This window comes from Streptomyces sp. NPDC021622, from assembly GCF_040640795.1.
In the GTDB taxonomy this organism is placed as follows: domain Bacteria; phylum Actinomycetota; class Actinomycetes; order Streptomycetales; family Streptomycetaceae; genus Streptomyces.
This window is the reverse complement of sequence record NZ_JBFACK010000016.1, coordinates 16495-35571: the sequence shown is the minus strand read 5'-3', so window position 1 is coordinate 35571 and position 19077 is coordinate 16495. Positions and strand designations below refer to the sequence as shown.

12 protein-coding genes are annotated in these 19077 nt (G+C 70.9%); 4 read left to right on the top strand and 8 right to left on the bottom strand.

Annotated features, from left to right (window positions below):
• Positions 1 to 56: 56 nt before the first annotated feature.
• The 3 genes from AB0G47_RS28795 to AB0G47_RS28785 form a co-directional block, all read right to left on the bottom strand.
• On the bottom strand, positions 57 to 1196 hold the full coding sequence (locus AB0G47_RS28795) for an FAD-dependent monooxygenase (RefSeq protein WP_360775815.1): 1140 nt from the start codon (positions 1194 to 1196) through the stop codon (positions 57 to 59).
• A gap of 115 nt (positions 1197 to 1311) precedes the next feature.
• A complete protein-coding gene (locus AB0G47_RS28790; RefSeq protein WP_360775812.1) occupies positions 1312 to 3093 on the bottom strand; it encodes an ABC transporter ATP-binding protein in 1782 nt (593 codons plus the stop codon).
• Entirely contained in the window at positions 3090 to 4883 is a 1794-nt protein-coding gene (locus tag AB0G47_RS28785; protein ID WP_360775809.1) for an ABC transporter ATP-binding protein, read from the bottom strand. Before AB0G47_RS28785 ends, AB0G47_RS28790 begins: the two co-directional genes overlap by 4 nt.
• Positions 4884 to 5146: 263 nt before the next feature.
• Here AB0G47_RS28785 and AB0G47_RS28780 point away from each other — a divergent pair, with 263 nt between their 5' ends.
• Complete coding sequence (locus AB0G47_RS28780; protein ID WP_360775806.1) at positions 5147 to 5902, top strand: L,D-transpeptidase family protein; 756 nt, start codon at positions 5147 to 5149, stop codon at positions 5900 to 5902.
• A 77-nt stretch (positions 5903 to 5979) separates the two neighbouring features.
• Positions 5980 to 7599 (top strand): peptide-N4-asparagine amidase, encoded by a 1620-nt coding sequence (locus AB0G47_RS28775; RefSeq protein WP_360775803.1) that lies wholly within the window; start codon positions 5980 to 5982, stop codon positions 7597 to 7599.
• 15 nt (positions 7600 to 7614) lie between these two features.
• Here the strand turns inward: AB0G47_RS28775 and AB0G47_RS28770 are convergent, their stop codons facing one another.
• From AB0G47_RS28770 to AB0G47_RS28760, 3 genes are all read right to left on the bottom strand, one after another.
• Positions 7615 to 9066, bottom strand: a complete 1452-nt coding sequence (locus tag AB0G47_RS28770; RefSeq protein WP_360775800.1) for a Gfo/Idh/MocA family oxidoreductase — start codon at positions 9064 to 9066, stop codon at positions 7615 to 7617.
• Positions 9067 to 9257: 191 nt separating this feature from the next.
• The gene (locus AB0G47_RS28765) at positions 9258 to 9980 is read right to left on the bottom strand and encodes a response regulator transcription factor (protein WP_360775798.1); all 723 of its coding nucleotides are present in this window, start codon (positions 9978 to 9980) and stop codon (positions 9258 to 9260) included.
• Positions 9977 to 11161 carry a histidine kinase gene (locus AB0G47_RS28760; protein WP_360775795.1) on the bottom strand — a complete coding sequence of 395 codons (1185 nt, stop codon included), beginning with the start codon at positions 11159 to 11161 and terminating at the stop codon, positions 9977 to 9979. Before AB0G47_RS28760 ends, AB0G47_RS28765 begins: the two co-directional genes overlap by 4 nt.
• A gap of 268 nt (positions 11162 to 11429) precedes the next feature.
• Here AB0G47_RS28760 and AB0G47_RS28755 point away from each other — a divergent pair, with 268 nt between their 5' ends.
• On the top strand, positions 11430 to 13646 hold the full coding sequence (locus tag AB0G47_RS28755) for an MMPL family transporter (protein WP_360775792.1): 2217 nt from the start codon (positions 11430 to 11432) through the stop codon (positions 13644 to 13646).
• Positions 13647 to 13679: 33 nt separating this feature from the next.
• Here AB0G47_RS28755 and AB0G47_RS28750 read toward each other — a convergent pair whose 3' ends face one another.
• A complete protein-coding gene (locus AB0G47_RS28750; protein WP_360775789.1) occupies positions 13680 to 16598 on the bottom strand; it encodes an FAD-binding and (Fe-S)-binding domain-containing protein in 2919 nt (972 codons plus the stop codon).
• Between the two features lie 30 nt (positions 16599 to 16628).
• Positions 16629 to 17072, bottom strand: a complete 444-nt coding sequence (locus tag AB0G47_RS28745; protein WP_135335070.1) for a MarR family transcriptional regulator — start codon at positions 17070 to 17072, stop codon at positions 16629 to 16631.
• 139 nt (positions 17073 to 17211) lie between these two features.
• On the opposite strand from AB0G47_RS28745, the gene AB0G47_RS28740 reads away from it, so the two are divergent.
• Positions 17212 to 19044, top strand: a complete 1833-nt coding sequence (locus AB0G47_RS28740; protein ID WP_360775786.1) for an ABC transporter ATP-binding protein — start codon at positions 17212 to 17214, stop codon at positions 19042 to 19044.
• The last annotated feature ends 33 nt before the right edge of the window (positions 19045 to 19077 follow it).

Sequence of the window (19077 nt, the reverse complement as noted above, 5' to 3'; positions counted from 1 at the left end):
GCCATGGTGTGTCGTCACCTGCTTGAGGCCACCGCACAGCACTTCGGGCCGGAGGGTCAGACCGACTCGGCCATGAGCCGGTGACAGGCGTCGACCAGTGGCCATGCCTCGCGGTGGCGCCCCGCCTGCTCCAGGCCGACGATCGCCACCGAGGTGTCGACGAGCGTTCGGCACCGCCGCGTGCGCCGGTCGGCGAACGCGGCGAGCCCGGCTTCGACCGACTGGCGGTCCCCGAGTTCCTGGGCCAGCACGAGTCCGTCCTCGATGGCCAGGGCCGCGCCGCTGGCCATCTGTGGTGCGGGCGCGTGCGCGGCGTCACCGATGACGACGCAGTTGCCGCGGTTCCAGGCGCCTTCCAGGAAGGAGGTCTGCACCGGGCGGCGCACCACCGAATCCGACACGGACACCAGAGGGCGGATCTCCTCCACCCGGCCCGGAAAGTCTTCAAGGAGCTGCCGCAGCCGAGGGGAGAGTTCGGACTCGGCCAGGGCGCCGCGCTCCCCGTCGTTCTCCGTCAGGAACACGTACGCCTGGCTGCCCGAGATGGGCACGAGGCCGGCCGTGTGGACGGTCCCGGCGAACTGATGGATCCCGGTGGCCCACAAGGGGCGGGGCACCAGAGCCCGCCAGACCATCTGCCCGTGATACTCGGGCTCGGGCGTGGTCTCAAGTCCCAGGCCCAGCAGACTCCGCGTCGACGAGCGGATCCCGTCCGCGCCGACCAACAACGTGACCTGCCGAACCGCCCCGTCCGACAACACCACGTGGACCATGTCCCCTTCCTGAGCCACCGCCTCGACACTCAGCGAGTGGTGCACCACGACGCCGCACCGCTCGGCTTCCGCGTGCAGGATGCGGTGCAGGACGGGTCGCGCGATGCCGACCAACGCCGGCCGCTCGGCACCGATCAGGCGCTCCAACCTGACCTGGCCCGCGGGCTCGCCCTGCCCGTCCACATGCGTGATCACGCTCATGCCGTAGCCCTCGACCAGACATGCGTCCGCGAGACCCAGCTCGTCCAGCGCCCGCAATGAGGGTCCGGTCAGACACAGCCCCCAGCCAGAAGTCGCCCCCGACGGGCCGACTTCGGCGATGTCGACCCGCCACCCCCTGCGCGCCAGGGCAATGCCCGCTGTCAGACCCGCGACACCCGCACCCACGATCAAGGCCGTCCGCGTACCGCGATTGCTGTCCATGTACGCCTCCAGAGCGCCGATTTCCCCGAAACCGTAAGGTCCGTCGGCGCCCCGCCTTGTCCACATCCGGCGACAACCATCCACTGCCGGCAGCTGGCAGTGGATGGTTGTCGCCTCACCCGTGCCAAGACCTCCACAGCGCCGCGTACGCCCCGTCCGCTGTCACCAGCTCGTCATGGCTGCCCAGTTCACTGATCCGCCCGTTCTCGACCACCGCGATGACGTCCGCGTCGTGCGCCGTGTGCAGCCGGTGCGCGATCGCGACGACCGTGCGGCCGTCCAGGACGCGGGCCAAGGAGCGCTCCAAGTGGCGTGCCGCGCGCGGGTCGAGGAGGGAGGTCGCCTCGTCGAGGACCAGGGTGTGCGGATCGGCGAGAACCAGCCGGGCCAGTGCGATCTGCTGGGCCTGCGCCGGGGTCAGCGCGAAGCCGCCCGAGCCGACCTCGGTGTCCAGGTCCTCGTCAAGGGCTCGCGCCCAGCCGTCCGCGTCGACCGCACCGAGCGCGGCCCACAGTTCGGCGTCCCGCGCCCCGGTCCTGGCGAGCAGGAGGTTGTCGCGCAGGGAGCCCACGAAGACGTGGTGCTCCTGGTTGACCAGGGCCACATGCGCGCGCACCGCTTCCGCGGGCATGTCCGACAACTCGGCGCCGCCCAGGGTGACTCGGCCGTCGCGCGGCGCGTAGATCCCGGCGAGCAGCCTGCCCAGCGTGGACTTGCCCGCGCCGGACGGGCCGACCAGGGCGACGCGCGAGCCCGGCTCGACGGCGAGCGACACCTGCCGCAGCACGTCGACGCCCGCCCGGTAGCCGAAGTGCACGTCGTCCGCGAGCACGTCACGTCCGTCCGGAGCCACCGAGGAGTCGCCCGCGTCCGGCTCGATGTCGCGTACGCCGACGAGCCGGGCCAACGACACCTGGGCGACCTGCAGTTCGTCGTACCAGCGCAGGATGATCCCCAGCGGATCGACGAGCATCTGCGCGATCAGTGCGCCCGTGGCCAGCTGGCCGACGCTGATCCAGCCCTGCAGGGTGAACGCGCCGCCGATCATCAGCACCGAGCACAGCACGATGGTGTGCGTGAAGGTGATGACCGGGAAGAGGACGGAGCGCAGGTAGAGCGTGTGCCGTTCCCACGCGGTCCACTCCTTGATGCGGCGTTCCGACAGCTCGACCCGGCGCTCCCCGAGCCGGTGCGCCTCCACGGTCCGGCCCGCGTCGATGGTCTCGGCGAGCGCGGCGGCGACGGCGGCGTACCCGGCGGCCTCCGAACGGTAGGCGGACGGCGCCCGCTTGAAGTACCAGCGGCAGCCCACCACCAGCAGCGGCACCGCGACCAGAACGGCGGGTGCAAGCGGCGGCGCGGTCACGGTGAGCCCCGCGATCAGCAGCACGATCCACACCACACCGATCGCGAGCTGCGGCACCGCCTCCCGCATGGCGTTCGCCAGGCGGTCGATGTCCGTGGTGATCCGCGACAGCAGGTCACCGGTTCCGGCCCGTTCGAGCACACCGGGCGGCAGCCCGACCGACCGCACGAGGAAGTCCTCGCGCAGATCGGCCAGCATCCGTTCACCGAGCATGGCGCCGCGCAGCCGCACCTGGTGGACGAAGAAGGCCTGGACGACCAGGGCCACGGTGAACAGGCCGATGGTGCGCTCCAGATGGAGATCGCGTGCGCCGTCCGAGACGCTCTCGACGAGATCGCCGAGTACGTAGGGGCCGACCAACGAGGCGATCACGGCCAGGGTGTTGACGGTGACGAGGGCGACGAACGCCCCGCGGTGCCGCCGCAGCAGCTCGCGGACGTACGCTCCCACGGTCGCCGGCGCGCCGACGGGCAGGGTCTCCGCGGTCGTCGGTGCCGCCGGGTCGTACTCCGGTGGCGCCAGGCCGATCATGCCGTCTCCTCGATGTCGTAGTTGGTGATGATCGCCGGGCTCAGCTTGTCGTCCGTCTCGCGCGTGACGACCGCGCGGTAGCGGGGCTCGCTGTGCACCAGCTCGCGGTGCTCGCCCACCGCCACGACCTCGCCCTCGTACAGGAAGACGACGCGCTCGGCCCGGTCGAGGATCAGCGGCGACGAGGTCAGGACCACGGTCGTGCGTCCCCGGCGCAGGTCCCTGATGCCGTCGGCGACCCGCGCCTCGGTGTGCGAGTCGACGGCGGACGTCGGCTCGTCGAGGACGAGGACGCCCGCGTCGGTGACCAACGAGCGGGCCAGCGCGAGCCGTTGCCGCTGCCCGCCGGACAGGGAACGTCCGCGCTCCGTGACATGCGCGTCCAGCGGGGCCTCGTCCACCGAGGCCTGCGCAAGGGCGTCAAGGACGTCGGCGCACTGCGCGGCCGTCAGGGCATCGTCGGCGCTCACCGCTCCCGAAGCGGGGACGTCGAGGAGCCCGCGGAGGGTACCGGAGAGCAGCACCGGGTCCTTGTCCTGGACGAGGACGGCGGTGCGGGCGGCGGCCAGTGGCACCGCGTCGAGTTCCACCCCGCCGAGCAGCACCGACGGCAGCTTCTCCGCACCGTCGAACGCCGCGTGCCCGCCGAGCCGTTCCGCGAGCCGCCCCGCCTCGTCCGGGTCACCGCACACGACGGCGGTGAGGACGCCCGCGGGAGCGAGCAGCCCGGTCGCCGGGTCATAGAGATCACCGGAGGGCGTTTCCACGTCCTCGTCAGGACCGCCGGGGTGCGTCACCCGCTCCAGGGCGAGCACGCGGGCCGCGCGCTTGGCAGAGGGGCGCGAGAAGCTGTAGGCCATCGCGATCTCCTCGAAGTGCCGCAGGGGATAGGTGAGCATCGTGATCGCGCTGTAGACGGTGACCAGTTCACCGATGGTGATCCGCCCTTCGCGGGCCAGGCTCACGCCCTGCCAGACGACCACGACGAGCAGCAGCCCCGGAAGCAGCACCTGGACCGCCGAGATGGTCGCCCACATCCGGGCACTGCGCACGGCGGCCGTACGCACTTCCTGCGAGGCACGGCGGTAGCGGTCGAGGAACAGCTCCTCGCCGCCGATGCCGCGCAGCACGCGCAGGCCGGCCACGGTGTCCGACGCCAGTTCGGTCGCACGCCCGGCCTTCTCGCGCTGGTGGTCGGCGCGCCGGGTGGCGCGCGGCAGCAGCGGCAGGACGGCGAGCGCGAGCACGGGCACCCCCACCGCGACGAACACGCCGAGCGCGGGCTGGTACACGACGAGCCCGGCACAGACGAGGACGACCGTGAGCGCGGCCGCCAGGAACCGCGAGGCCGCCTCCACGAACCAGCCGATCTTCTCGACGTCACCGGTGGACACCGCGACCACCTCACCGGCGGCGACGCGTCGCGTGAGCGCCGAGCCAAGCTGGGCGGTCTTGCGGGCCAGCAGTTGCTGGACACGGGCGGCCGCGGTGATCCAGTTGGTGACCGCCGTGCGGTGCAGCATGGTGTCGCCCACGGCGATGGCGAGCCCGCACAGCAGCATCAGCCCGCCCGCAAGGGCGAGCCTGCTCCCGGAGCGGTCGACCACGGCCTGCACGGCCACGCCGACCAGGTACGGGAGCACCGCGATGGAGCCGAAGTGCAGCAGCCCCCAGGCGAGCGACTTGAGTTGCCCGCCGAGCTGGTGCCGCCCGAGCCAGAGCAGGAAGCGCGGGCCAGAACGGGCATCCGGCATGCCCGGGTCGGCGTACGGAAGATCGCGAATCTGCATGACGTCCCAGAGCTAGGAGCGGGGGACCGTCGGTTCGGCGGAGAGAGCCGGCGTGAACGGACGGCCGTGTGCGGGCGGCGGTATGGCAGGGGTATGCCAGCGGTAGTGCGGCGGTGAGTCGGCGGTAACAGGCCGTGAAAGGTTCGCCTCGTACGGTGGGCCGAGGCAAACGGTTTTCTGCCGGGGAGTAAAGATTCGGCCCGTTCTCCCGGCGGGCCAGGGGCTCGGGACGGGTTCCCTGTGCCGGGTGCGACCATGGACGGATGCGTATAGCCGGTGCGGTGCGAGCGGCGGTCGCGGTCGCGGCCTGCGGTGTACTTCTGACGTCCTGCGGAAGTTCGGACGACGGGGCAAAGGACGGGACGAAGGACGCGGCGAAGAAGGACGACGCGGGCGCGGGCCAGGCGAAGGGAGCGAAGGGGCCGGCGACCGAGGACCTCAAGCGCATACCCGACGTCGGCGACCGCCTCCAGGACAAGATCCCCGCGAACGCGGAACAGGTCGTCGCCGTCTACGGACAGGGCGAGGACTCGGCGAAGTCCACCGTCGTCCTGTACACGAAGTCCGACGGCACCTGGGACAAGACCCGCAGCTGGCCCGCCCACAACGGCAAGAAGGGCTGGACCACCGACCACCGCGAGAACGACAAGCGCAGCCCGGTGGGTGTCTTCACGCTCACCGACGCGGGCGGTGTGCTCGCCGATCCGGGTGCCAAGTTCCCGTACACGCAGAGCGCGTCGATGCAAGCCCCGCACTACTGGCCCAAGACGCACTGGCACGACTTCGACTACGTGATCGCCATCGACTACAACCGCGCCAAGGGCACCCCGCCCAACGACCCGAACCGCCCCCAGGGCCAGGCCAAGGGCGGCAGCATCTGGCTGCACATGGACCACGGCAGCGGTACGTCAGGGTGCGTGAGCCTGTCGAAGCCGGGCATGGAGTACCTCCTGAAGAACCTCGATCCGAAGCGGCACCCGGTCGTGGTCATGGGCGACAAGGCGAATCTGAAGGGCTGACGCGGCGAAGGCGAAGGGCTGACATGACGAACCTGAAGGGCTAGCTCCGCCAGGCCCCCCGGGCGTAGAAATCCCCCATGAGAAGACGCGTCATGTCCATGCTCGTCGGGGTCACCCTCGCGGCGAGCACACTCCTCAGCGCGGGCCCGGCATCGGCCGACAGCGCGGGCCCGGCATCGGCCGACACGCCCCCGCCGGAATTCGGCAACGACTGGCACGACCCGGTCACGGCGGCTCCGCCCATCGAGAAGCCGCGCACGAAGTCGTGCGAAGTGACCGTGGCCGAGGCCCAGTTCAAGGACTTCACGCCCTACAAGGGCGACTACGCCCCGCCCGAGAAATGCGGCAAGGGCGACTGGGGCAAGGTGGTCCTCCGCCTCGACGGCAAGGTCAAGGGCAGGCAGTACGACCGCCTCGGCTATCTCCGCATCGGCGGTGTCGAGGTCTTCCGCACGTCCACTCCGGAGCCGTCCGTGGACGGCATCACCTGGTCAGTGGAGAAGGACGTCACGCGCTATCGCGAGACGCTGAGCCGCGACCAGCAGGTCGAGATGCTCATCGGGAACGTCGTCAACGAGACGTACACCGGCATCATCGACGTCAAGGCCACGCTGAGGTTCTACGAGCCGGAGAAGCACACCACGAAGCAGGCACCGCCCGACCGCGTCCTGCCCCTCGGCGACGCCACCACCGTCACCACCCCGCGCAACAGCGAACGCATCGTCGCCGAGGTCTACGCGACCGGCTCGGGCGGCGGCTGCGAGGAGTACTGGTATCTGACGGTGCCCGACGCCGCGCCGTACTCCTGCAAGGCCGATGACGGCCCCTACCGCGAGGTGCAGGTCACCGTGGACGGTCAACTCGCCGGAATCGCCACGCCGTTCCCCACCGTGTGGACGGGCGGCTGGTCCAACCCCTTCCTGTGGTACGTGATTCCAGGGCCCCGCGCCTTCGACATCAAGCCCATCGAGTACGACCTGACGCCGTTCGCAGGGCTGCTCAACGACGGCCGCGCGCACCAGGTGGAGGTCTCCGTCGCGGGCAGGCCTGAGGCGACGACCGGCTGGCACACGCCGACCAACATCCTGGTCTGGCAGGACGAGAAGAGCGAGCGGGTCACCGGGAAGCTGACCGGACACCGGGCGGGCGAGCTCGCCAACAAGGCGACGTACACCCCCGGTTCGCCGGAGCACCGCCTCGACACCCTCGGCAGCCACAAGCTCAGCGTCTCGGGGTACGTCGACACCTCCCACGGCCGCGTCGAGACCACCGTCACCCGCGCGCTCGGCAACACCTCCGTGCACCGCTGGACCGAGGGCGAGTCCACGGACGCGCTCGCATCCACCTGGACGGACCGCGAGACGGTCACCATCAACGGCCGTGCGGTGCGCACCGACCGTACGTACACGATGGACGGCACGACGACGCTCGGCGCCGGTGACCGGCTGCGCACCGCGATCGCGCTCGGCGACCGGACGCAGACGGTCACCGCGCACGACGGCCGCAGCACCGGACGGTCGGTGGTCGACGACCGCTACGAGGGCGACGCGACGTACACCGCCAACGTCCCGCGCGAGGACCGGCACGCCGTCGGCACCTCCCGCGAGCGCTACCGCGTTTACGGGGACGGCCCCTGCCACGACCGCACGCTTGCCACCGTGCAGGGGACGCTGACGGAGGACCGGCTGCGCTGCTGAACGGGTCGGTGTCCCTTACGCCTGCGGCTTCTCCGAGTCCACTCCCGGACGCGCCTTCTTCCACAGCCCGCGAGTGAAGTCGGGGATCGCCTGCGGCGCACCCTTCGCCTTGATGGAGAGGTGGCTCAGCGGCACGGGGGACGTCCAGGTGGCGGCGTCGTAGACGTCGAAGTCGGGCACCAGGCCGAGCTGCATGGTCTGCATCAGACGGAAGATCATGATGTAGTCCATGCCGCCGTGCCCGCCCGGCGGGTTGGAGTGCTCCTTCCACAGCCAGTGGTCGAACTCGTCGGCGTACTTGGCGAAGTCGCCCCACTCGTCGTTCGTGTGGTCCGGCTCGATGTAGATGCGCGAGGGGTAGTCCTCGAAGACGCCCTTCGTGCCGCCGAGGCTGTTGATGCGGCTGTAGGGGTGGGGGGTCGACACGTCGTGCTCCAGACGGATCACCCGCCCCTTCGCCGTCTGGACGAGGCTGATGGTGCGGTCGCTCTCGATGTACGTCTCCTTCCAGCTCGGGTCGCCCGCCGGCATGTTGGCCTTGCGGTACTCGGCGAGACCGAGGGCGGGCGTGCCGAAGCTGGAGATGTGGGTGACGCGGTCGCCGCGGTTGATGTCCATGTAGTTGGAGACCGGGCCGAAGCCGTGGTTGGGGTAGAGGTCGCCGCGCAGCCGTGTGTGCCACAGGCGCCGCCACGGGCCCTCGTAGTAGTCCGGGTCGAACATCAGGCCGCGCAGATCGTGGTTGTACGCGCCCGCACCGTGCAGCAGATCACCGAACTTGCCCGCGTGAGCCATCCGCAGGACACGCATCTCGTTCTTGCCGTAGCAGCAGTTCTCCAGCTGCATGCAGTGTCTGCGCGTGCGCTCGGAGAGATCGACGAGTTCCCACAACTGGTCGAGCTGCAGCGCGATCGGACACTCCACGCCGACGTGCTTGCCGTTCAGCATCGCCGACTTGGCCATGTCGAAGTGCCAGTCCCAGGGCGTCGCGACGTACACGAAGTCGATGTCGCCGCGCTTGCAGAGGTTCTCGAAGTCGTGATCGCCCTTCGTGTACGTCGCCGGGGCGGGCTGGCCCGCGTCGGTGACCTTCTTCGCGGCCTTCGCGGTCTTGTCCTTGACCGGGTCGCACAGCGCGACGACCTTCACCCCCGGGATCGCGAGGAAGAGGTCGATCATGCTGCCGCCGCGGTTGCCGAGCCCGACGATGCCGACCCGCACCGTGGAGCGCCGCTCGAAGGGCACGCCGACCATGGTCTCGCCCTGGCGGGCCGGCGCCTCGGCGGCCGCTGCGGTCGCACCCTGCGGGGTGTCGGCCTGGGCGGTGCCGCCGGTGAAGGCGCCGAGCCCGAGCCCGGCACCGGCGAGTCCTGCGGTGCGCAGCACGGTGCGGCGGGAGTGGCCGTCGGAGGACGTGTGGCCCTCGGCGGACTCGTCAGGGGCCGGTGTCGCGTTCTCGTCGTGCATCGGGACCTCCGTAGCGATGGGCGGCTGGTCTCTACCACTGGGGCGGAAGCCACCCTGATGGGGGTGCGGCGGAGGCGCAAGGGACGGAAGTGGCCAGAGAGTTGGACTTCTGTCGCCCAGTGCATGGACTCGTCGTCGCGGCAGGCCTGAAACAGCTGTTTCGCAGCGCCGCTCCCTGCTACCCCTGGCCGCTACCCCTGGCCGCCCACCGAGACAAGACCCGTCTCGTACGCGGCGATCACCGCCTGGGCCCGGTCGCGGACGCCGAGCTTCCCGAAGACGCTGGTGATGTGGTTCTTCACGGTCGACACGCTGATGTCCATCGTGTCCGCGATCTCCGCGTTGTCGAGCCCCGTGGCCATCAGCCGCCACACCTCCGACTCGCGCGGAGTCAGGTCGTTCACGCTCACGGAGGGCGGCTCCGGGCGGCGCGGGGTCCTGACGTACGTGGAGATCAGCCGGGTCAGCAGCCGGGGCGCGACCGCCGCCTCCCCGGTGTGCACCACGCGTACAGCCGCGACCAGTTCCTCCGGGGAGATGTCCTTGGGCAGAAAGCCGTAGGCTCCCGCGCGCAGCGCCGCCACCACGTACTCGTCCATGTCGAAGGTGCTCAGCGCGAGCACCCGGCACCCGGGCAGCTCCCGGGCGAGCAGGGCGGTCGCGCCGACTCCGTCGAGGACCGGCATCCGGATGTCCATCACGACGACGTCTGGCCGCAGCCGGTGCGCGAGGGCCACCGCCTCCGCGCCGTCGCCCGCCTCACCGACCACCTCGAAGGCCGGATCGGGCGAAAGGATCAGCGCGAGGCCGCGCCGCACCAGCGGCTGGTCGTCCGCGATCAGCACCCTGATCGTCCGTCCAGTCACTGCGCCGTCCGCCGACTCACTTGCCGCGTCCCCCGTCGCATCGCTCATCGCAGCACCCCCTCCTCGGCCTTCAGGGGCAGCCGGGCCGACACCCGGAACCCGCCCTCGTCCCGCGGACCGGTCTCCAGCGTCCCGCCGTACAGCGCGACCCGCTCCCGCATCCCCACAAGCCCGTAACCGGACCCCGACGCGGAGCCCCCGAAGCCGCTGCCCGCGCCGTCGTCCGACACCTCTACGGCCAACCCGTCCGGCTCGTACGTCAGTTGTACGGTCGCCCGCGCCTCGCCCGCGTACTTGCGCGCGTTGGTCAGCGCCTCCTGCACGATCCGGAACACGGTCAGGCCCACGCTCGGCGGCAGCGGCCGCTCATCACCCCGTACCTCGAGCGCGGTCGGCAGCCCGGCCCGGCACGACTCGGCCACGATCCGCTCCAGGTCCCCGACTCCGGGCTGCGGGGCGGTCGGCACGTCCTGCGACTCGTCCCCGGCGCGCAGCACGTCAAGGAGCTGCCGCATCTCGCGCAGGGCCATCCGCCCGGACCCTTCCAGGGTGACCAGCGCGTCCCTGACCACCTCCGGGTCACCGGCGAGGTTCGCACGGGCGCCCCCGGCCATCAGCTGCATGGTGGTGATGTGGTGCGCCACGATGTCGTGCAACTCCCTGGCGATGCGTCGCCGTTCGTCGGTCACCGCACGGTCGGCGAGCAGCCGGCGCTTGGCCTCGATGTCCCGCTGCCAGTGGTTCATCACGGCCGCACCGATGAGCACGAGCACTCCGGTGGCCGCGTTGGCCAGCACGTCCACGACGGTCGGCGGCGGCGCCTGCCTCACCAGCGGCATCGCCACGGCCACCGGCGTCGCCGCCGCCGTCACGACCGGGCCCCGGAACCGCACGACCGTGTAGAGGGCGACCACGACGGTGATGTTGAAGTGCTGCGAGACCGGAACGGTCAGGTTCAGCACCAGGTTCACCAGCAGGACGGCCGCGAGTGCCGACAGCGGGGCGCGGCGGCGGGCCAGGAGCGGCAGGGCGGACACCACAAGGAGCGCGAACCCGGCCGCAGGGACGTACCCGAGGTCGCCATGGCTGCTGAGCGTGAAGCCGACCAGGTCCAGAGCCGCGGCCCCGACCGCGACAAGGCCGTCGTTGCGCGTCCATGGCAGCGTCTCGCCGCTCGGCGGAGCCCCCGAAGGCCCGGAGCCCCCGCCGGCAGGGCGCGTCGTCGACATTCTGGTCCTCCCCCCAGCCGCCCGCGCCGGCCGCTGCCGGTACGTCACGACTGTCATGTCTTGATCCATTCTGGCATCGGCCCCCGGATCCGCCCCCCTCCTCCGGTCCGATCCTCGGTCTGGGACCACGGTCCTGGTCGGGGGCCTCGTACGGCCCTTGCTCCCAGTCCGCTTCTCGTCCCGCGCTCGGACGATTCGCCGGATCCGCGCTGATGAGCTGGTCACAGGCCGGGAGAACCCGGCGCTCCACCCACTGCCGGAGGACAACGTGATCCGCGCCCTGACCGGGTTCTCCACCCGCAATCCATGGAAGGTCATCGCCCTCTGGGCGGTGATCGGCATGTTCCTGACCCTGCTCAGCCAGGCGTTCGTCTACCGCGTCACCGAGACCCAGAGCGGCGACTTCCTGCCCGCGAAGTACGACTCGGCCGCCGCGCTGAAGATCGCCGAGGAGCGGTTCGGGGTGCAGCCCGACGCCAACGCGGTGACCGTCCTCGTCGCCCGCGAGGACGGCAAGCCCCTCACCGGCCCCGACCACCGCCGCATCGGCGCCGTCGCGGAGAAGCTGGGCCGCCAGCGGGTCGACATGCCCGAGCCGAAGGAGGACACCCCCTCCTTCCTGACCGAGGACCACTCCCAGACGCCCGAGGTCAGCCCCGCCATGGTCGCGCCCGACCGCGAATTCGAGCTGCTCTCCGTACAGCTGACGGGCAACTCGACGGACCCCGGCCTGCACGACCTCTACCGCGCCTTCCGCGACGAGGCGAAGGACGAGTTCGCCGAGGCCGGGATGCGCACCGGATTCACCGGCGGTCTTGCGGACCTCGTCGACACCGGCGAGGCCGAGGAGACCACGGAGAAGGTCGTCGGCATCCTGATGGTCGGCCTGATCGTGCTGATCAACATCCTGGTGTTCCGCAGCGTGCTCGCCGCCTTCGTTCCGCTGCTCGCCGTCGTCATCATCGGCGGCGCGGCGGCGGGCGCGGTCGTCGGCGCCGCGATGCTCACCGGCATCAAGCTCGACCCCTCCACCCCGAGCATGATCAGCGTCGTCCTGATCGGCATCGGCGTCGACTACTTCCTCTTCCTCCTCTTCCGCTTCCGCGAACAGCTGCGGGCCCACCCCGACGCGCCCGCGCGGGCCATATCGGGCGAGGTCAGCGCCCGCGTCGGCACCGCGATCACCTCGGCGGCCCTTACCATCGTGGCCGCCTTCGCGACGCTGGGCATCGCGACCTTCGGGCAGTTCCGGGTGCTCGGTCCGGCGATCGCCGTCTCGGTGCTCGTCATGCTTCTTGCCAGCCTCACGCTGATGCCCGCGCTGCTCGCGGTCACCGGGCGCAAGATGTTCTGGCCCTCACGCTCCCTCAAGCGCGAGCCCCGGCCCGGCGCGGCCGCCCGCGTCGGCGATCTCGTCGCCCGCCGCCCGTTCACCCTGGTCCTTGCCTCCGTCGCCCTGCTCGGAGCGCTCGCGGCCGGACTGGTCGGCATCCGGATGGACTTCGGGCAGACGACCGGTGAGCACGAAACGCCGGCCGCGACCACCGCCGCCGAGATCTCCCGAACGCTGCCAGCCGGAGTGTCCGACCCGACCACCGTCTACGTCACCGCCAAGGAGGGCCGCACCCTCACCGCCGGAGGAATCGGCGCCCTGCCCAAGGCCCTCGCCGAGGTCAAGGGCGTCGGCCAGGTCGGCAAGACCACCCTCAACGGCGACCGCACGGCCGCCCGTATCGACCTCTATCTGACCGCCGACACCCAGAGTCAGCAGGCCCGCGACCTCGTCTCCGGACCCGTCCGCGACACCGTCGCCGACCACACCCCTGCCGGAACCGAAGCCCATGTCGGCGGCACGGCCGCGATCTTCGCCGACATCTCCACCGCCGTCGACCACGACCTGAGGATCGTGTTCCCGGTCGCCGCCGCGCTGATCGCCCTCATCCTGCTCGTCCTGCTCCGCAGTCTGCTCGCCCCGGCCATCCTCATGATCGCCGTCGGCCTCGGCTTCGCCGCGACCCTCGGCGCGTCCGCCCTCGTCTTCCAGCACCTTCTCGACAAGCCGGGCGTCAACTTCGTTCTGCCGCTGGTCCTTTTCCTCTTCGTCGTCGCCCTCGGCACCGACTACAACATCCTGATCAGCGACCGCATCCGAGAGGAGATGGAACACCCGGGACCGGCCCGCGCCGCCGTCGCCCGCGCGGTGCGCCACACCGCGCCCGCCATCGCCACGGCGGGCGTCGTCCTCGCCGCGTCCTTCGGCAGCCTCGGCGTCAACTCCAACCCCGGCACCCAGCAGATCGGCTTCGCGACGGCGCTGGGCATCATGCTCTCCGCCTTCGTCCTCTCCATCGTCCTGGTGCCCGCGCTCGCCGCGATCCTCGGACGCAGCACCTGGTGGCCGGTCCGCCCGGGGCGCGTCCACGGCCGCCGGCACGCCGAGCCCATCGCTTCCCGGCCGCACCACGATCGCGAAGCCGTGCACTGACCGGTCACGACTGACCGGCAGCCCCAGGTGACATCACGGGCGGGTCGCGCGCTCCAACTCCAGGAGTACGGAGTAGTAGTGACGGCCCGTCGCATGGTCCATGCCGACCTCGCACATGCGGTTCGCCGAGAGGTGCGCGTCGAAGTCCCGCGCCGTGACCTCCGCCGCCTCCTTGCGGGTCGCCGACTCCGTCAGTTCCTTGTGCAGCATGCCGTGGTCGCCCGCGAAGGCGCAGCACCCGGCGTCGTCCGGGACGACCACTTCGTCCGCGCAGGCCTCGGCCAAGGTCCGCAGCTGTGCCTCGTCGCCGAGGTGGCTCATGGAACAGGTGGGGTGCAGGACGGCGGAGTCGACGGTGCGGTACACGGTCAGGTGGGGGAGCAGCTCGTCGGCGGCCCAGACGAGGGAGTCGACGACGGTCAGCTCCTGGTGCAACTGCCGGTTGTCGTCGGTGAGATGGGGCACGACCTCGTGCGCGATGCCGAGCGTGCAGGACGAGGCGTCCACGACCAGCGGCAGCCTGCCGCCCGCCGTCCAGCCCCAGGCGGCCTCGACGATGCGGTTGGCCATGACGGTGTTGCCCGCGTCGTACCCCTTGGAGTGCCAGATCGTCGCGCAGCACGTCCCGGCGACATCGTCCGGAATCCAGACCGGCCTGCCCGCGCGCGTGGAGAGGGCGACCAGCGCCTCGGGCAGCGAGCGGTCGCCGGGGCTGCCGAAGATGCGGTTGACGCATGCCGGGTAGTAGACGGCGCTCGCGCCCACGCGTGCGGTGTACGGCAGCCTGCGGGCGGCCGCTCCGGGGATTTCCGGCAGCCACTCAGGGATCAGATCGGGGCGTACGGCCTTGCGCGCGGCGCGGGTCACCGTGGTCAGGAGCCGGTCGCTGATCCGGTCGGCGGCGGACACGGCAAGACGGGCCGAGGCCTCGACCGCCTTGAAGTTCTTGGCGGCGAGCGCTGCGGCCCGCTCCTCGCGCGGGGAGTGCCGCGCGTGCCGGAAGTCCTTCATCAGGGCGCCGGTGTCGATGCCGACCGGGCAGGCGAGCTTGCAGGTCGAGTCCCCGGCGCAGGTGTCCACGGCGTCATAGCCGTACGCGTCGACCAGGCTGTCCTCGACCGGTGATCCTGCCGCCTGGCGCATCATCTCGCGGCGCAACACGATCCGTTGGCGCGGTGTCGTGGTCAAGTCCTCGCTGGGGCAGGTCGGTTCGCAGAAGCCGCACTCGATGCACGGGTCAGCGATCAGCTCCACCTTGGGGATCGTCTTCAGCCCTCGGAGATGCGCCTTCGGGTCGCGGTCCAGGACGATGCGCGGCGCCAGCACCCCGTCCGGGTCGATGACCTGCTTCGTGCGCCACATCAACTCCGTTGCCTTGGCGCCCCATTCGAGCTCGAGGAAGGGCGCGATGTTGCGCCCCGTCGCGTGCTCGGCCTTCAGCGAACCGTCGAAGCGCTCGACGGTCAGCCGGCAGAAGTCGTCCATGAAGGCGGCATAGCGCTCCACGTCCGACGGCTTTCCCGCGTCGAAGGCGAGCAGAAAGTGCAGATTGCCGTGCGCGGCGTGGCCCGCGACGGCCGCGTCGAAGCCGTGCCGCGTCTGGAGGTCGAGGAGGGCCTCGCAGGCGTCGGCGAGTCGGGACGGCGGCACCGCGAAGTCCTCGGTGATCAGCGTCGTCCCGGAGGGGCGCGATCCGCCGACCGCCGTGACGAAGGCCTTGCGCGCCTTCCAGTAGCCCCCGATCGTCTTCGCGTCGCGAGTGAACGCGTTCGTCACCGAGGCGACCGGCGCGACCAGTTCGAGCCCCTCGACGACCTGGGCGGCCGCAGCTTCGTACGCCTCCTGACGCGCCTCGTCCGGTGCGCGGAACTCCACCAGGAGCGCCGCCGTCGACTTCGGCAGCCGCCCCCAGTCGGCGGGCACCCCCGCGACACGGGTCGACGCACGCAGCGTGTTGCCGTCCATCAGCTCGACGGCCAGCGCGCCCGCCTCGTTGAACAGCGGGACCGCCGCGGCCGCCGCCGGCAGGGACGGGAAGAAGAGCAGGCCCGTGGTCACCCGGCGGTCCAGCGGGAGCGTGTCGAAGACGACCTCGGAGATGAATCCGAAGGTGCCCTCGGAGCCCACCATCAGACCCCGCAGGATCTCCACGGGCGTGGCGCCGTCCAGGAAGGCGTCCAGGCGGTAGCCGTTCGTGTTCTTGATCTCGTACTTGGCGCGGATGCGGGCGGTGAGCTCCGGGTCGGCCTCGATCTCGCGCTTGATCGCCAACAGGCCCTCGCAGAGGGCGGGTTCGGCGTGCGCCAACTGCTCGTCGGCGTCCGGCTCCGCCGTGTCGACGACCGTGCCCGTCGGCAGGACGAAGGTGAGCGATGCGACCGTGCGGTACGAGTTGCGAGTGGTGCCCGCCGTCATCCCGGAGGCGTTGTTCGCGACGACCCCGCCGATCGTGCAGGCGATCGCGCTCGCCGGGTCCGGGCCGAGCACGCGTCCGTGCCGGGCGAGCGTGGCGTTGGCCCGCACGACCGTCGTCCCCGGGCCGAGCCGCACCCGCTCTGCGTCGCCGATGACCTCGACGCCCGCCCAGTGTTCGCGTACGTCGACCAGGATGTCCTCGCCCTGGGCCTGGCCGTTGAGCGAGGTGCCCGCCGCGCGGAAGACGACCTCGCGGCTCCTGCCGTGCGCGTACGACAGGACGGCGGAGACGTCGTCGATGTCCTCGGCGACGACCACCACTTGCGGCACGAAGCGGTAGGGGCTCGCGTCGGACGCGTACCGCACCAGGTCGGAGATGCCCGTCAGGACCTTGTCGGGGCCGAGCAGCGCGGAAAGCTCCGAGCGCAGCGGCTCCGGAGTGCCCGTGGACCGCCGGTCCGGCACTCGGTCGGGGGCCGGGCCCTCCGCGCGCGACGTGGGGCGCAGGGCCTGCGGCTTCGGCTCCAGCAGCGGCATGGGCTCTCCTCGGCGGTGTGAGAGACGATTTCAGCGGCGGCGGACGTCCGGCACATCGAACAGCGCGTTCAGCAGGCCGCCGAGCTGGGTGCGCTGCTCGGCGTCCAATGGAGCCAGGATGTCCTCTGCGGCGGCCCGGCGCGCGCTGCGCAGCTCCCTGAGCGCACCGCGCCCGGCGTCGGTGAGCTCGATGCGGATCACCCGGCGGTTGGTGGGATCGGGCACGCGACGGACCAGATCACTCGCCTCCAGGCCGTCCACCAGGCTCGTCACCGCGCGCGGGACCACTTCGAGGCGCTGGGCGAGGTCGGCCATGCGGGGCGGCGTCTCGCAGTGCGCGAGGGTGCGCAGCAGACGGGACTGGGCGGGGGTGATGCCGATCGGCACCAGATGGCGCTTCTGGATGCGGTGCAGCCTGCGGGTCAGCCGCAGCAGCTGTTCGGCGAGCAGGCCGTCGGCGTCCGGGGTGTTCATGCGGGGAACATTATCAGGACCTTGTGCATTGTGAGTATAGGTAACAGTGAGCTATGCTCCATCAGTCATCGTCGGCTCGTGGGCCGTCCGTCATGGGCGGCCCACGAGCCGACGGCCGCCTCACCTCCCGTAGGAGCCCATGCGTCACGACGAACCCCGGTGGACACCGCAGCCGCCCTTGGTCCCGGGCCAAGAGGAGCAGCCGCGGCAGATCCGCCGCATCCTGCGCCTCTTCCGCCCCTATCGCGGCCGCCTCGCGATCGTCGGCCTCCTGGTCGGCGCCGCCTCCCTGGTATCGGTCGCCACCCCCTTCCTGCTGAAGGAAATCCTCGACACCGCCATCCCGCAGGGACGGACGGGCCTGCTGAGCCTGCTCGCCCTCGGCATGATCCTCAGCGCGGTCGTCACCAGCGTCTTCGGCGTCCTGCAGACACTGATCAGCACGACGGTCGGCCAGCGCGTCATGCACGACCTGCGCACGGCGGTCTACGGCCGGTTGCAGAGCATGTCGCTCGCCTTCTTCACCAGGACCCGCACCGGTGAGGTCCAGTCCCGCATCGCCAGCGACATCGGCGGCATGCAGGCGACGGTCACCTCCACCGCCACGTCCCTGGTCTCGAACCTCACCAGCGTCGTCGCCACCATCGTCGCGATGCTCGCCCTCGACTGGCGCCTCACCGTCGTCTCGCTGCTCCTGCTGCCCGTGTTCGTGTGGATAAGCCGCCGGGTCGGCCGTGAGCGCAAGAAGATCGCCACGCAGCGCCAGAAGCAGATGGCCGCGATGGCTGCCACGGTCACCGAGTCGCTCTCCGTCAGCGGCATCCTGCTCGGCCGCACCATGGGCCGCGCCGACTCGCTCACCAAGTCCTTCGCCGACGAATCCGAGCAGCTGGTCGACCTCGAGGTCCGGTCGAACATGGCGGGGCGCTGGCGCATGGCCGTCATCACGATCGTCATGGCCGCCATGCCCGCCGTCATCTACTGGACCGCGGGCCTCGCCTTCCAGCTCGGCGGCCCGACGGTCTCGATCGGCACGCTCGTCGCCTTCGTCTCGCTCCAGCAGGGCCTGTTCCGGCCCACCGTGAGCCTGCTCTCCACCGGCGTACAGATCCAGACCTCGCTCGCGCTCTTCCAGCGCATCTTCGAGTATCTGGACCTGCCCATCGACATCACCGAGCCGGAGCGCCCCGTGCGCCTCGACAAGATCAAGGGCGAGGTCCGCTTCGAGGGCGTCGAGTTCCGCTACGACGCGGACGGCGACACGGAAGAGGGCCGGAGCCGTCCGATCCTCGACGGCATCGACATCACCGTCCCCGCGGGCGGCAGCCTGGCCGTCGTCGGCCCCACCGGCTCCGGGAAGTCGACGCTCAGCTATCTCGTGCCACGGCTGTACGACGTGACGGGCGGCCGCGTCACCATCGACGGCGTCGACGTACGCGACCTGGACTTCGACACGCTGGCCCGCGCGGTCGGCGTCGTCTCCCAGGAGACGTACCTCTTCCACGCCTCGGTCGCCGAGAACCTGCGCTTCGCCAAGCCCGACGCCACCGACGAGGAGCTGATCACGGCCGCCCGCGCCGCCCAGATCCACGACCACATCGCGTCTCTGCCCGATGCGTACGACACCGTCGTCGGCGAGCGGGGCCACCGCTTCTCCGGAGGCGAGAAACAGCGCCTCGCCATCGCCCGTACGATCCTGCGCGACCCGCCCGTGCTCATCCTGGACGAGGCCACCAGCGCCCTGGACACCCACACCGAGCACGCCGTGCAGGAAGCCATCGACGCGCTGTCCGCCGATCGCACGACGCTCACCATCGCCCACCGGCTCTCGACGGTCCGCGGCGCCGACCAGATCGTCGTCCTCGACGCGGGCAGGACCGCCGAGCGCGGCAGCCACGAGGAGCTCCTGGAGCGGGACGGCCGTTACGCCGCCCTGGTCCGCAGAGACGCCCAACTGGAGCCAGCGACATAAAGATATGCGCTGAATGTCCGTATCTGCGGGATA

Excerpts from the sequence above, each read along its gene's own strand:
- AB0G47_RS28795 (WP_360775815.1), bottom strand. The coding sequence starts at position 1,196 with ATGGACAGCAATCGCGGTACGCGGACGGCCTTGATCGTGGGTGCGGGT.
- AB0G47_RS28790 (WP_360775812.1), bottom strand. The coding sequence starts at position 3,093 with ATGATCGGCCTGGCGCCACCGGAGTACGACCCGGCGGCACCGACGACC.
- AB0G47_RS28785 (WP_360775809.1), bottom strand. The coding sequence starts at position 4,883 with ATGCAGATTCGCGATCTTCCGTACGCCGACCCGGGCATGCCGGATGCC.
- AB0G47_RS28780 (WP_360775806.1), top strand. The coding sequence starts at position 5,147 with ATGCGTATAGCCGGTGCGGTGCGAGCGGCGGTCGCGGTCGCGGCCTGC.
- AB0G47_RS28775 (WP_360775803.1), top strand. The coding sequence starts at position 5,980 with ATGAGAAGACGCGTCATGTCCATGCTCGTCGGGGTCACCCTCGCGGCG.
- AB0G47_RS28770 (WP_360775800.1), bottom strand. The coding sequence starts at position 9,066 with ATGCACGACGAGAACGCGACACCGGCCCCTGACGAGTCCGCCGAGGGC.
- AB0G47_RS28765 (WP_360775798.1), bottom strand. The coding sequence starts at position 9,980 with ATGAGCGATGCGACGGGGGACGCGGCAAGTGAGTCGGCGGACGGCGCA.
- AB0G47_RS28760 (WP_360775795.1), bottom strand. The coding sequence starts at position 11,161 with ATGTCGACGACGCGCCCTGCCGGCGGGGGCTCCGGGCCTTCGGGGGCT.
- AB0G47_RS28750 (WP_360775789.1), bottom strand. The coding sequence starts at position 16,598 with ATGCCGCTGCTGGAGCCGAAGCCGCAGGCCCTGCGCCCCACGTCGCGC.
- AB0G47_RS28745 (WP_135335070.1), bottom strand. The coding sequence starts at position 17,072 with ATGAACACCCCGGACGCCGACGGCCTGCTCGCCGAACAGCTGCTGCGG.
- AB0G47_RS28740 (WP_360775786.1), top strand. The coding sequence starts at position 17,212 with ATGCGTCACGACGAACCCCGGTGGACACCGCAGCCGCCCTTGGTCCCG.